15 protein-coding genes are annotated in these 12,113 nt (G+C 56.2%); 9 read left to right on the forward strand and 6 right to left on the reverse strand.

The annotated features are described in order from the left end of the window. Position 1 precedes the first annotated feature (1 nt). From phnE to phnX, 5 genes are all read left to right on the forward strand, one after another. Positions 2-820: a phosphonate ABC transporter, permease protein PhnE gene (phnE, locus tag JFU57_RS24480; protein WP_201131042.1), complete on the forward strand. Its 819-nt coding sequence runs from the start codon at positions 2-4 to the stop codon at positions 818-820. Between the two features lie 137 nt (positions 821-957). Beyond that, on the forward strand, positions 958-2,049 hold the full coding sequence (psrA, locus tag JFU57_RS24485) for an iron-containing alcohol dehydrogenase PsrA (protein ID WP_201131043.1): 1,092 nt from the start codon (positions 958-960) through the stop codon (positions 2,047-2,049). Positions 2,050-2,173: 124 nt separating this feature from the next. Further along, positions 2,174-3,469: an MFS transporter gene (locus JFU57_RS24490; protein WP_201131044.1), complete on the forward strand. Its 1,296-nt coding sequence runs from the start codon at positions 2,174-2,176 to the stop codon at positions 3,467-3,469. Positions 3,470-3,524: 55 nt separating this feature from the next. Beyond that, positions 3,525-4,397, forward strand: a complete 873-nt coding sequence (locus JFU57_RS24495) for a LysR substrate-binding domain-containing protein (RefSeq protein WP_201131045.1) — start codon at positions 3,525-3,527, stop codon at positions 4,395-4,397. Between the two features lie 87 nt (positions 4,398-4,484). Then, positions 4,485-5,312: a phosphonoacetaldehyde hydrolase gene (gene phnX / locus JFU57_RS24500; RefSeq protein WP_201131046.1), complete on the forward strand. Its 828-nt coding sequence runs from the start codon at positions 4,485-4,487 to the stop codon at positions 5,310-5,312. Between the two features lie 75 nt (positions 5,313-5,387). Here phnX and JFU57_RS24505 read toward each other — a convergent pair whose 3' ends face one another. Both JFU57_RS24505 and JFU57_RS24510 read right to left on the reverse strand, forming a co-directional pair. Then, entirely contained in the window at positions 5,388-5,822 is a 435-nt protein-coding gene (locus tag JFU57_RS24505; RefSeq protein WP_201131047.1) for a hypothetical protein, read from the reverse strand. 123 nt (positions 5,823-5,945) lie between these two features. Further along, on the reverse strand, positions 5,946-6,515 hold the full coding sequence (locus tag JFU57_RS24510) for a hypothetical protein (RefSeq protein WP_201131048.1): 570 nt from the start codon (positions 6,513-6,515) through the stop codon (positions 5,946-5,948). A 396-nt stretch (positions 6,516-6,911) separates the two neighbouring features. Between JFU57_RS24510 and JFU57_RS24515 the strand changes: the two genes are divergently transcribed. Further along, positions 6,912-7,385, forward strand: coding sequence for a hypothetical protein (locus JFU57_RS24515; protein WP_201131049.1), 474 nt, complete (start codon positions 6,912-6,914; stop codon positions 7,383-7,385). Positions 7,386-7,627: 242 nt separating this feature from the next. On the opposite strand, the gene JFU57_RS24520 is transcribed toward JFU57_RS24515, so the two are convergent. Next, positions 7,628-7,819 (reverse strand): hypothetical protein, encoded by a 192-nt coding sequence (locus JFU57_RS24520; protein WP_078473045.1) that lies wholly within the window; start codon positions 7,817-7,819, stop codon positions 7,628-7,630. A gap of 121 nt (positions 7,820-7,940) precedes the next feature. Next, on the reverse strand, positions 7,941-8,462 hold the full coding sequence (locus JFU57_RS24525) for a GNAT family N-acetyltransferase (RefSeq protein ID WP_078473108.1): 522 nt from the start codon (positions 8,460-8,462) through the stop codon (positions 7,941-7,943). Between the two features lie 191 nt (positions 8,463-8,653). Between JFU57_RS24525 and JFU57_RS24530 the strand changes: the two genes are divergently transcribed. Together JFU57_RS24530 and JFU57_RS24535 are read left to right on the forward strand one after the other, a co-directional pair. Further along, positions 8,654-9,220 carry a hypothetical protein gene (locus tag JFU57_RS24530; protein ID WP_201131050.1) on the forward strand — a complete coding sequence of 189 codons (567 nt, stop codon included), beginning with the start codon at positions 8,654-8,656 and terminating at the stop codon, positions 9,218-9,220. Positions 9,221-9,282: 62 nt separating this feature from the next. Beyond that, entirely contained in the window at positions 9,283-9,666 is a 384-nt protein-coding gene (locus JFU57_RS24535; protein ID WP_201131051.1) for a hypothetical protein, read from the forward strand. A gap of 81 nt (positions 9,667-9,747) precedes the next feature. Here the strand turns inward: JFU57_RS24535 and JFU57_RS24540 are convergent, their stop codons facing one another. Then, complete coding sequence (locus JFU57_RS24540; RefSeq protein ID WP_078473048.1) at positions 9,748-10,053, reverse strand: putative quinol monooxygenase; 306 nt, start codon at positions 10,051-10,053, stop codon at positions 9,748-9,750. A gap of 146 nt (positions 10,054-10,199) precedes the next feature. Here JFU57_RS24540 and JFU57_RS24545 point away from each other — a divergent pair, with 146 nt between their 5' ends. Next, complete coding sequence (locus tag JFU57_RS24545; protein WP_201131052.1) at positions 10,200-10,736, forward strand: GNAT family N-acetyltransferase; 537 nt, start codon at positions 10,200-10,202, stop codon at positions 10,734-10,736. A gap of 169 nt (positions 10,737-10,905) precedes the next feature. Here JFU57_RS24545 and JFU57_RS24550 read toward each other — a convergent pair whose 3' ends face one another. Next, positions 10,906-11,724, reverse strand: coding sequence for a hypothetical protein (locus JFU57_RS24550; RefSeq protein WP_201131053.1), 819 nt, complete (start codon positions 11,722-11,724; stop codon positions 10,906-10,908). Positions 11,725-12,113: the final 389 nt, after the last annotated feature.

Consider the following 12,113-nt stretch of genomic DNA (forward strand, 5'->3'; position numbering starts at 1 on the left):
CATGAAACAGCAAAACTATCTGTGGACCGTGGACCTGCCTCGCGGAACCCGCAGTTGGCTATCGACGTGCGCGGTTGTACTGGCCGTGGTGTTGACACTTCACTGGAGCGCCGCGGGCGCGCAGTTGAGCGTGGGTGAACTGGCTGCCGGTCTGCCGCAAATCGGCGATTTCCTGGCGCGCACGGTTCCACCAGACCTGAGCATCCTCCCAAGATTGCTGGCGCCCGCCGTTGAAACGCTGCAAATCGCGATCTGGGGCACACTGCTCGGCGTGTTACTGGCCATCCCGCTGGCATTTCTCGCCGCGCGCAACCTGAGCCGGAATCGCCTGGTGTTCCTTGCGACCCGGCAGTTCCTCAACGTGACCCGCAGCATCAACGAACTGATCCTGGCGTTGATATTCGTCTCGGCCGTTGGCCTGGGCCCCTTCCCTGGCGTACTGGCATTGGCGCTGCACGGCCTGGGCATGCTGGGCAAGTTCTTTGCCGAAAGCATCGAGGAGATTGATCAGGGCCCGATAGAGGCATTGCAGGCGACCGGTGCCCGACCGTTGCAGGTCATCGTTTTTGGCGTGTTGCCACAAGTCATCACCGCCTGGATTGCCGTGATCCTGTACCGCTTCGAAGTCAATCTGCGCTCGGCCACCGTGCTCGGCATGGTCGGTGCCGGCGGACTCGGGTTTGAGCTGGTGAGCAGTCTCAAGCTCTTCAAGTATCAGGAAACCGCCACCTGCATCATCGTCATCACCCTGATGGTGATCGCCGCCGATGCCGTCTCCGGAAGATTGCGCAATGCGATTCAGCGAGGAGCTCATCGCTGAAGCCAGCGCATGCACAAGCACCTTGCTGGCTCAGGTATCGGGCCAGCCGATTAAAGCCTGCGAATTATCGATTTGAGCTGTTGTTGAAGGGCCCCGAGTATGGGGCCACTTCCAACAACAAAAACCAGGGACTCACCATGACCACCCGATTCCACAACCCTGTAGACACCCGTTTTGGCTGGAACAGCCTTATTGAACTGGTCGCTATCACCGAAAACCAGAAAGTCGCCCTCGTTACCTTTCCTGAAGCTCGCGGCCTGGGGTTGCTCGATCGGATTCATGACTTGCTGGGCGAGCGCCTGGTGTACGTCATCGACGATGTCCAACCCAACCCGGACGTGGCCCACCTGCGCGACACTTACGATCGTTTCTGGCAACAGGCCGGCGACTGCCAGACGGTCATCGCCGTCGGGGGTGGCAGCGCGATCGATACGGCCAAAGCGTTGATCGTGGGCACCGAGTCGGGGCGCTTTGATGAATTGCTCGCGCTGCTGTCCACGGGAAAGACGTTCGTCCCGGTGCGTAGCAAGGTACTGATCGCGGCTCCGACCACGGCGGGCACCGGCAGCGAAGTCACTCCCTGGGCCACGATCTGGGATTCGGCCAGCCACAAGAAATACTCCCTGCACCTGGAATGCACCTGGCCCAAAGTGGCCATTATCGACCCGCAACTGATGCTCACGGTTCCGGCGGGGGTCACGGTTTCAACGGGGCTGGATGCGCTGTCCCATGCCCTTGAGTCGATCTGGAACATCAATGCCAACCCGGTTTCGGACACCTTGGCCGTCTCTGCCATCAAGGACATTCTGGAATGCCTGCCGCAACTGCGCCGTGACTTATCCAACCATGAACTGCGCTCGCGCATGGCATTGGCCGCGCTAAAGGCCGGATTGGCGTTCTCCAATACCAAAACCGCCCTGGCCCATTCGATCTCCTACGAAATGACTTTGCGCTACGGCCTCGCGCACGGAATAGCCTGCTCCTTCACCCTGCCGCTGGTGCTGGGCCTGGCCTGGGGCCACGACGCCGCACGCGACCGGACTCTGCAGCGCATATTCGGTAACGACCTGCAAAAGGCTCAGGGTCAGTTACGTGAATTCCTGCACAGCCTGGATGTAAAAACCGAGTTTTCCGACTATGGGGTCACGGCATCGGAGGCCGAAGACATGGTCAACTTCGCCATGCAGGGCGCCAGAGGCAAAAACTTCATCGGCACACAAGCCGCCTAGAGCCCAACCACCCCCCAAGCACTGTCAGCGGCATGACGAGCCGCGACGATTTCCTGCAGCCCCTGAAAAGAGTGCACCCCTCCGAACTCACTCGGTGGGAACGAACAATAATAAGGAAAAGATCATGAATCGTGCCTACACCATGCCTGGTCTCGCCGTCCGCACTTCACCGTTCCGAGTCGCCCAATGGCGCATGCTGCTGGCGGCGATGTTCTGCTATTTGTTTTTCTACACCGGACGGCAAACATTCGGCTTCGCCATTCCGGGGATCCAGGCCGAGTTCGGCTTGAGCAAGGAAACACTGGGCTGGGCGTCTGCGGCCATGCTCTGGGCCTACGCTATCGGCCAAGCCATTAACGGTAACCTCGCCGACAAATTCGGCGGCCGCCGCATCATGACCCTCGGCGCCGTCCTGTCCTGTGGAGCTAACTGGGTGACCAGCTTTGCCTCGGGCTTCGTCGGCCTTATTTTGCCTTGGGGGATCAACGGCTACTTCCAGGCCCTGGGCTGGGCACCGGGGAGTCGGTTGATCTCCAATTGGTGGAGTGCCGGCGAGCGCGGCAAGGTGTATGGCTTCTATGTATTTGCCGCCGGGTGCGCCTCAGTCCTGTCCTACGTGACTTCAATCATTGTGCTTGAGGTGCTGCAACTGGAATGGCGCTGGATCTTTCGGCTGCCGGTTTTATTGATGTTGGCCGGCGGCATCATTTTCTACTTGGTGGCTCGTGAGCGCCCCCAGGACCTGGGCTTCGAAGCGCTGGCCGATACCGGCGTCGCCAATGCCGAGGATAAAAACCACGAGGTGGCAGACGGCGAAGCCGAATCCTCCGCGCAACGCTATAAAGCCGTGCTCAAGAATTTCCGCTTGATCGTCGCCGCCATCTCCCTGGGGTTTCAGAACGCTGCGCGCTACGGCCTGATCGTCTGGGTGCCGGTGCATTTTCTGGGGGCCAACTGGAAAAGCGGCGACAGCATGATCGATCCGAAGTGGATTACCGTTGCCCTGCCGGTGGGCATGGCGATTGGTGCCCTCAGTAACGGCTGGGTTTCGGACAAGCTGTTTGGCTCCAAGCGCTACCTGGCAATCATGCTTTACATGTTCCTTGGCGCCGCAACCAGCCTGTGGATGTGGAGCCTGCCCCCCCATAGCGCAATAGGGCTTGTGGCATTGTTTCTCTGCGGCTTCTTTGTCTACGGCCCCGCATCGAGTTTCTGGGCCCTGTGCCCCGACCTGGTCGGAGCAAAACGGGCCGGCACGGCAACCGGAGTCATGAACTTCTCGTCCTATCTGTTTGCCGGCCTGGCAGAGCCGTTGATCGGCAGTATGCTCGACAGTACCGGCAATACATCGTTGATCTTCATCGTGGTTACGTCGGCATGTGTGTGCAGTGCAGCGGTCGCGCTTTTCATCCGACGCTGACTATTCGACATAAAGACGCGACTCACGGCTGACCACTCACGAACAGGATCTTTTCATGTACCAGTACCACAAGTGGTTACGCTCCTTTCATGCAGTGGCGAAGACCGGCAGCTTCACACTCGCCGCCCAATACCTGAGCGTCGGCCAGCCAACGGTCAGTGAACAGGTAAACGCGCTGGAGAAAGCATTCTCGGTGGAGCTCTTCCATCGTCGTGGACGCTTTATCGAGATGAGTTCGGCGGGACACAAGCTCTATGGAATCACCCAGGGCCTGTTTGGCCAGGAAGATGAAGCCGTGCAACTTCTGCAAAGCTTCAAGCAACGCAAGACCGGCATGTTGCGCCTGGGTGCGGTCTCCCCACCGATTGCGATGAACCTGACGTATGAGCTGATGCAGCAACACCCGGACATTGAACTGGAAACGTCGTTTTCTCCTGAAAAAGAGACACTGGACCGCTTGTTCAACTTCGATATCGATGTGGCGATTCTTGCACTCTCCGAATTCGACCAGCGCTTTGATACCCAGCTTTACCGACGCTATCCGATTATTGCGGTGGTTCGCGACGACCACCCCTGGGCAAGCCAGGACGAGGTTCGGGTCGAGCAAATCAGCGGCGAGAAGTGGGTACTCCGCGAAAAAAGCTCACGCACCCGTCAATTAGTCGAGGAAAGCTGCAAGCGGCTGGACGTGGACCTGAACTGCGTCATGCAGCTCAACAGTCGCGAAGCCATTGTCCACGCCATCGCCAAGGGCATCGGCATCGGTTTCGTGTCCGCCGTGGAGTACGCAGAAACTCCGGGAACCAAACCGATCACCTTTGTTAACCACCCGTTCTCCATCGACTATCACCTGTGCTGCCTCGGTATTCGCCGAAACCGGCCGATGATCGCCGAGCTGTTCGACTCAAGTCCAACGCCGACAACTTGACCCACTAACGCGCTGCAACCATTCAAAGGCCTACTTCTCGCAGATGAGAGGGACGGCCGGACCCTACCGCAAAAATGGAGACTCACCATGCACTACCAACACCCTACCCAACTGCAAGCCGTGGTCCTGGACTGGGCAGGTACCGTCGTTGATTTCGGCTCCTTCGCCCCCACTCAAATCTTCGTGGAAGCCTTCGGTGAATTCGGCGTTGCCGTCTCGCTTGAAGAAGCCCGCGGCCCCATGGGCATGGGCAAGTGGGACCACATCCGCACCTTGTGCGACCAACCCCAGATCGCCGAACGCTATCGTGCGGTCTTCGGTCGCCTGCCGACCGATGCCGACGTCACCGCGCTATATGAGCGCTTCATGCCGCTTCAGATCGAAAAGATCGCCTTGCACTCGGCGCTGATTCCGGGAGCCCTGGACGCCATCGGCGCGCTGCGTGACAGGGGCCTGAAAATAGGTTCGTGTTCCGGCTACCCGGCAGTCGTCATGGCCAAAGTGGTGGAGTTGGCGCGACAAAACGGCTATGTCGCCGACCATGTAGTAGCGACCGATGAAGTGCCCAATGGACGCCCGCACCCAGCTCAGGCCTTGGCCAATGTGATTGCCTTGGGAGTCAGTGACGTTGCCGCCTGCGTCAAGGTCGACGACACCTGGCCCGGCATTCTCGAAGGCCGCAGTGCCGGCATGTGGACCGTCGCCCTGACCTGTTCCGGCAACGCGCTGGGCTTGACCTACGACCAGTACAAGGCGCTGCCTCACGAGCAACTGGCTGCAGAACGTGCCCGTATCGCCCACATGTTCGAAGGCACCCGCCCGCACTACCTGATCGACACCATTGTCGAATTGCCGACAGTCATCGATGACATCAATGCCCGCCTGGCTCGTGGAGAATCGCCGCAGGGCTGCTGACGCAATACGGCTTGGCCGGCTTGCGCCGGCCCGCCACCACGGCTAATTCAGGCGGGCATGTTCTGCATACCTGGCCTATAACCCAGGCGGAATGTACCCAGGTACAAAAGGAACATTTATACATTTGCCATGCAGGATTCGTCCGTCCTCAATTCTGAACAGTACGATTTTTTTGGCTTTATTGACGGTCGCCTCAAGTTTGCAATCAGAGCTGTGCCCAACGGTTTGGTAATACTCGGTGTAAACCATCCCATTGCCCGTGTGATTCATTGAAGTTCCGGCCGCTTCGGTGGTTGTCCAGCTGGAAGATTTATACCAAGTCAGAAGAACCAGCGTTTCGCCGCCAGCGCCGTTCTGTTTCTGCATTGAATCGGGTTTGCCAAATAAATCCAGGGCTTCCTGGACGTCTCGTCCTTCCCAGCGAGACTGGGCAATCAAGTGGCACCCGTTGATAAGCAAAACACTAGGCAAGATGAATATCAGTGAAAATGCCTTAATCCATTTGCACATCACTACTTCCTTTATCATAGGCAAGACAAAAATGTTGAAGACGGGTTCTTGACCCGCCAAGACCGGTGAATGTAAGGAAGAGCACTGGCCAGTCCTGCTACTGATCAATGCCCCAATTCCCACTTATTTTTCATTGCCCAACAGGGTGTCCAGGTCATCTATCATCTGATTCCTTTTCTGGCTCGGCCCCATCTTTTCGAACATTGCCTGGGCGGTCTGAATCATTTGCATGTATTCCATCTTGCCCATTGCAAGCATGTCATTTTTATTGCGATTACCCGGTGCACAGACAAAGGCAAAGGTGCGTTGTACCCAAGGTTCCTTTACATCCTGCCATTGAGTGGACACCGTCAGATGCCGCAGGCTGTAGTCAAAGCGTTTGACCGATTGACCATCGAGGAAGCGCATTTTGCGCTCGGCGCATTTGACTTCCATGTTGTACACATCAATCACCGGCTTGTTCATGTCTTCATAAACAATGGTGACCGCCGCGACTTTTGCACCCTTGGTCTTGTTGGACGGCACCACGGAAGTTAGGTCGGCCACATACATGACGTTTTGAGAGGCCACGCCGGTACCGTAGATAATCCACCAGTCTCCGACGAGGTTTCCTTCGGCTCTGACCGAAGTGGAAACTGCCAACAATGTTGCCAGCAGGGCAAAGTATTTATTGAACTTGAAGAACGATGGCATGGTGCTGTTCCATTCCTTGGGCCTTGTTGCTATCAACAAGGCTTATTTATTTTTCTGGGGAGAATTACTGGCACAGAGAACCCTGGATGACCGTTGCTTGCAGGCAGTTCAACGGTTCCATGGTTGTACGCACTGATTTTCCGAATCCGGCGCTTTCGCGCTCATATAGTCCGAACCTTATGAGGCGATATCCGGGCCATTTAGGACTTTAGTAATGAGCGCCTATAAGGGTCAATTAGGGCAGATGTGCTAATAGCCTATTGCCTTCTGAGACTGACGTTACCCTGAGCACGCTGCACAAGCCCCCAGCAAATAACCGCATCGACGGGATTGGCAAAAGAGCTCTTCCCTCAAGGTGTTACGATTACCGGCTTTCACTGCCAGGATCTGCCTTCCATGACACCTATCATCTGTGCCAATGAGTTCGACATCTGCGTCTCAATGCCCGACCTGGTCACATGGATCGAAGACAAGCACATCCCCAACGCCGATCTGTCGGCCGCATTGAATGCCGTTGGAATCGCGCTGAACATTACCGAACTTTACGATACCTACTTCGACGACACGCCTGCAGGCACCGGCGACGTGCATATTTACCCGTGCGCTGATAAGCAAAGTTTCCTGGTTATTGATCTATATCGTGACCTGACCGATCAGTTGGACATCGTGAGCGCCTCATTGAAAATCGAGCCAGCCGTGCTCCATTTGGCCCTGCCTTATCTGCGACGCTTTTTCGACGCAGCCGAATGTCAGGTGGCCTTCAGGCAATCCAGTCACTCACAGCAGTTGCGCTCATTGATCGATGAAAGCCGATACCCTGCACCGGTCGATAATGGTGGCTATCAGCAGCAGCTCATCACCCATGGTTGAGCCCTGCCCGTAGTCCCTTGAATGGCGTTTCATCCTGCTGCTCTGTTCATTCCTCGACTTGAATCCCATAAAAAACCGCCAGCGGCGTACTCCCGTGGCGGCTTTCATGACGACTGCCCAACCAAGGCCAGGAAATGCTCGACGGTGAACGCCGTTCCTGTTGACCTTGCAGGCCTTCAATTCATACCGGAACGGCTGCAGTTCCAGTCAGGACATGTGTAGGCCAAGGGCGAAACGCTCCATCAGCGAAGCTGTTTTTCAACATCCCCAAGGTGGCTTTCGAGCACCATGATGGACTCGCTCAGACCTGATATCGCGTCATGCAGCGCCTTGACGATGATGAGCATCTCGTCGCTGTGCTTGCTGGCCTGCTGCAAGGCAAATGTAGATCGAGCTTTGACGCGGTCCAGTGGTTCCTTGATGTGATTTCTCATGGCATATCCCTTCGATTTGAGTGGAGGCATAACGCCACTACGGCTCCCACTTTTTCAGCTACTGGGCTTTCATCCATGCTGGATACCCGGACAGACTATTCGGAATGCGGCGCCAGGTTCGCTACCGGGAAAGGTCGCGGCGCATCACCACCATTCCGATTTCAGCCTTGTCGGTGCTGAAGGGTATTTCGCCCACTGCCTCGAACCCGAAGCGTTCATAGAAGCGCTGCGCATTGGCATTGGTCCTCAGAACATCCAACGCTATAAAGCCTTCATCACGCTCTTTTGCCATCTGGCAAATGACCTGCAGAAGTTGCTTCCCGTAGCCATTGCCTGCCTGTGATTTCAGGAAGTAGATTTTCTGCAATTCCGCGCCCACCTCTGCTGATACAGGCATCGGTTTAGACCAATTGATCTTTGCAAAGCCTACAACACGGCCCTCTGCGTCGGATGCCAAGAGCCAGCTATGGGCGGCGGGCAACTGCAGTGACTTCTGAAGTGCGTCGATTGAGAAGTCCTGGTTCAGGAAGTCTTGCATGCCTGTGGCAGTCCAGATGTCCGAAAAATGCTCTCGGTAAGTCTCTATGCCAATATCACTCAGTGCTTGAATATCTTCGGTAGTCGCTTCTCGAATTGTGATCACTGCCTGCTCCCTGCCTTTGATTGGCGCCAAGCAATACTCGCAACCCGCCCCTCATTTCAAGCCCTGCCTGAGCGAGGGAACAAAGGAGTGTGTCGAGCACAGGTTGGCATTGCCGTGTACAACGTCCAAAGCAAATGCCTGGTTGACCCGGTCAAGCAACGGCTAACCTGCCATTGGAAAGAGGAATTCCCATGAATAAATACACGTTGGCCCCGCTTCTGCTGTCGCTGCTCACCCTGGCCACGACCGGCTGCAAACAGGAAGCGGCGGCAATCTACACCGGGCCTTTCGGCCTGCAGATGGGAATGACCATCGAGCAGGCCCGGGCCGTCACCCAGGTCTTGGGCAGCAACACTCGACGCAACGTTCTACTGGTCGAACGCCCACCAAGGCCCATTGCCGGGTTTGAGAAGTTGTCCCTCAAGTTCGGTAAAGAGGTTGGCCTCTGCGAAATCTACACGGCGGTCGAGATCCCGGGAGATACGCAGGACTCGGCTATCCGCGCCCGCTTCGAAGAACTGAGCCGGTTACTCGCCCAGCGATATGGCCCGCCTTCGGTCGCCATCGACCAAACCGTCGATGACGAGCGCCAGCAGGTTTTAGTATCCCAGTGGCTGGCATCCCGCGGAGCGAGCCTGGAGGGCGCGTCTGAGGCCGTACTGACGGTGGGTAGGCGCGATGTCGACCCCGTCAGCATCGGCCTGTCCATTTCAGGCCCTGGATCCGAGCAGTGCCAGCAGGAGCAACGCCAGGAATAGCTGATGGCTGGAGCTCTTACGGATAGGCCACCCAGAAAACCCTTGGCAATTGGAATGCTGCGATGAAGAAAAATACCCTAGGCCTGCTTTTCCTATCAGTTTTATTGGCGGCCTGCGGCCCCAACAAACTCGTTTCCGACCTGCCTTCGCCAAGTCGGCAATACCATGTCGAGGTCCGCCAATGCCCCCAAAGCGGTGCAATCACCTGGAGCGAGAAGATACAGGTCTCCATTCTTGAATCCGGCCTATCGGCAGACTGCCAATCAGCGGTGAACGCGCTGGCGCAGTTCGACGCCAGCGTGCCTGAGAGCCAGCTGCAACTCGAATGGGTTTCAGATACCGAACTCAGAGCCTGGCATCAGGATTTCAATCCCGGCTATGGGCCGGCTGCCGTGACTTACACACACGATGCTCCGGTCAAGGTGATCTTTTCGCCAAAGCGCTGACCCTGGGAATTCCCCATACCTGTCAGCCCTATGCAGAACACCCAGCGCATGAGCCAGAAGCGGCCAAGACAACCTATGGTTTTATGAAACAGAGACTGCCGGCTGCAACAGCAACACCGTAGCCGGCCCCGCGCGAAACGTTGGGTTACGCTTGGCTGCCTCCAGCATATGTGGCGCAAGATTGTGAGCCGCCAGCGCTTCTTTTGATGCCCACTTCTCGATCAACACAAAACTGTCGCTGTTGCCGGCCACGGGGTGCATGTCGTATTGAATGCACCCCGGCTCAGCTCGGACCAAGGGCGCAAGCAGTTCAAAAGCCGCCAGTTGCTCGGAACCTCGACCTGACTGGGTATTAATGATCACCACCAGCCGAACTTCATCAGACATAAGTAATACCGCAACGTTGGAGAGGGAAGACACAGTACGCCACAACGCTACGCAGATGCAGCCCCGTTGCAACTCCCGAACTCAGGTCGTGGCTAAAAAACCACGTAGAATACGTTTCCACTCAAACTAAGGATCAGTTACCCAGCATGAGGATTCCAACAGCGCCCACAGTGGACTTCCTGAATATCTCTCTCCGACAACTGGAGCGAACGGATGTAAAAGCCTGGTACGCCTACCTTTCAAACAGCGAGGTTACCCAACACACCAGTTGGAATTTGCGTTCCGAGGAAGATCTTTTTCCCATGTTTGACGAGATAGACTCGACACAACCCTCCTCGATAAGACGGCTGGCAATCATCAATCAAGCCAGTGGTGATCTGATCGGGACCATCGGCTTCCACAGCATTTCTGAAGCAAACCGAAGCGCGGAGATTGCTTATGATCTAGCGCCTGCGTATTGGGGAAAAGGCATTGCGAGCGCCGTCTGTTCGTCTGTAACGCAATGGGCATTTACGGAGTACGGCTTTATACGGGTGCAAGGCACAGTTCTTGAAACCAACCGTGGTTCAGCCAAGGTTCTTGTGAAGTGTGGATTCCAATACGAAGGAAAACTGAGATCGTTTCGCATGGTTCGCGGACGCCCTGGCAACTTTGAAATGTATGCCATTTTGAATACGGATTGACGATCCAAACAGGTGTGCTCGCCGCAGCCAAGGGCCGCCAAAAGACAATGAACATGCTCTGGCGCCGGTGCCCGCTTTTCCTGCGAAAAGCCTTACCGGGATAGCCACAACGCAGCGCAACTCAGAAAGCCCGCCGGCCTCGCCAAGCCTCGCTGCGCGTCCTTATTGGTTAGGGTCTGCCGGCCATCTGGCGAGCGTAATGTCGATCACTAAGGTCTTTATTGGGATCGGCCTTGGCCCAGCGCTGTGGTTGCGGGCAGTCCACGCAGCTCAGTGATTTCTTGTCAGCGCTGAGGGTATAAAGATGAGCCTTTGGCTCAGTTCCAATCTTCAGCCCAGTGTCGGTGACCTCAAATCCAGGATTCATCTGCGACAGACGATCCATGCTCTCAAAGTTGAACGACCACTGTTTGATCTGGCTTTTGCGCCAAATGGTCATAATGCTGAGCGGGTCTTGTTTGCTGACGCGCTGGTAGACCCACTCGCCTTCATACGGGCCAAGCTTCGCGGAGGCCTGCCCCCGCTTGGCGTCTTCCAGGATTTGCTCCTGCATCTTTTGCATTTTCGCATTCAGTGCCTCCTCATCCTTGCGCGCCTGATCCTTGAGCATTTGCTCTACGTCATAAGGCCCTTTGGGATCAAACTTCCAGAGCGTCTCGTCCTTGATGCCCAGCACCTTGCAGTTGAGGCAGTCGAGGCTTCGCTCGTCGACGTTACGCTTCAGGGCCAGGCGCTCAGTACCGTTCACATCATCGAGAAGAAGCTTCTCACCTTTGACCGAGACCTTCATTTTGACCAAGGGTTTGATACGGCCCTCTGCCCCGTCCTGCCCGAAAATCTCTGCTTCATCGCCGTGGACATTGAGGACCATCGTCCTCTCGCTGTTGGGGGCCTTGAATCGGTAAGCGCCTGTGAAGTTATCGCCGCCGCAGCCGGCTAGGAGTGAACCGGCAACAACAGCCGCCGCTAGTTTGAACAGGGAATTCATAGTGTCCTTGCTATCTGTTTCTGACGCCTGTCGCGAAGCGCGCTGTACGCATGAGTCAGTGGTTGGGGCGAGAAATGACTCGCCAAAAAAGAGGCGTCATTTTGCCATCATCTACCCAAATCGTCATCAATACAGAAAGCGATTACCCAGAGCAGAGCGCTCCACCCTCGCCGATAAGCTCATATTGGTCCTCGCTACCGGCTCTTAGATTGTGTTTTCTCCAGTAACCTCTGGAGAGGCTCACTTTGATCTTGCGCTTTGTATCTAGTTTTCGTGGCGTTCCCTGCATGGGGTCATCTCTTCTTTCTTTCATGCCTCATAGCGCAGACCTCGTGAACTTCGGGATCAAAAAAGCCCGCCGAAGCGGGTCTTGGTGCCAATGGTTGCTC

Origin of the sequence: Pseudomonas sp. TH07 (assembly GCF_016651285.1) — a bacterium.
Taxonomy (GTDB): Bacteria; Pseudomonadota; Gammaproteobacteria; order Pseudomonadales; family Pseudomonadaceae; genus Aquipseudomonas.

What these genes read in the sequence shown, in the direction of transcription:
- phnE (WP_201131042.1), top strand. Translation starts at nt 2, where the DNA reads ATGAAACAGCAAAACTATCTGTGGACCGTGGACCTGCCTCGCGGAACC.
- psrA (WP_201131043.1), top strand. Translation starts at nt 958, where the DNA reads ATGACCACCCGATTCCACAACCCTGTAGACACCCGTTTTGGCTGGAAC.
- JFU57_RS24490 (WP_201131044.1), top strand. Translation starts at nt 2,174, where the DNA reads ATGAATCGTGCCTACACCATGCCTGGTCTCGCCGTCCGCACTTCACCG.
- JFU57_RS24495 (WP_201131045.1), top strand. Translation starts at nt 3,525, where the DNA reads ATGTACCAGTACCACAAGTGGTTACGCTCCTTTCATGCAGTGGCGAAG.
- phnX (WP_201131046.1), top strand. Translation starts at nt 4,485, where the DNA reads ATGCACTACCAACACCCTACCCAACTGCAAGCCGTGGTCCTGGACTGG.
- JFU57_RS24505 (WP_201131047.1), bottom strand. Translation starts at nt 5,822, where the DNA reads ATGTGCAAATGGATTAAGGCATTTTCACTGATATTCATCTTGCCTAGT.
- JFU57_RS24510 (WP_201131048.1), bottom strand. Translation starts at nt 6,515, where the DNA reads ATGCCATCGTTCTTCAAGTTCAATAAATACTTTGCCCTGCTGGCAACA.
- JFU57_RS24515 (WP_201131049.1), top strand. Translation starts at nt 6,912, where the DNA reads ATGACACCTATCATCTGTGCCAATGAGTTCGACATCTGCGTCTCAATG.
- JFU57_RS24520 (WP_078473045.1), bottom strand. Translation starts at nt 7,819, where the DNA reads ATGAGAAATCACATCAAGGAACCACTGGACCGCGTCAAAGCTCGATCT.
- JFU57_RS24530 (WP_201131050.1), top strand. Translation starts at nt 8,654, where the DNA reads ATGAATAAATACACGTTGGCCCCGCTTCTGCTGTCGCTGCTCACCCTG.
- JFU57_RS24535 (WP_201131051.1), top strand. Translation starts at nt 9,283, where the DNA reads ATGAAGAAAAATACCCTAGGCCTGCTTTTCCTATCAGTTTTATTGGCG.
- JFU57_RS24540 (WP_078473048.1), bottom strand. Translation starts at nt 10,053, where the DNA reads ATGTCTGATGAAGTTCGGCTGGTGGTGATCATTAATACCCAGTCAGGT.
- JFU57_RS24545 (WP_201131052.1), top strand. Translation starts at nt 10,200, where the DNA reads ATGAGGATTCCAACAGCGCCCACAGTGGACTTCCTGAATATCTCTCTC.
- JFU57_RS24550 (WP_201131053.1), bottom strand. Translation starts at nt 11,724, where the DNA reads ATGAATTCCCTGTTCAAACTAGCGGCGGCTGTTGTTGCCGGTTCACTC.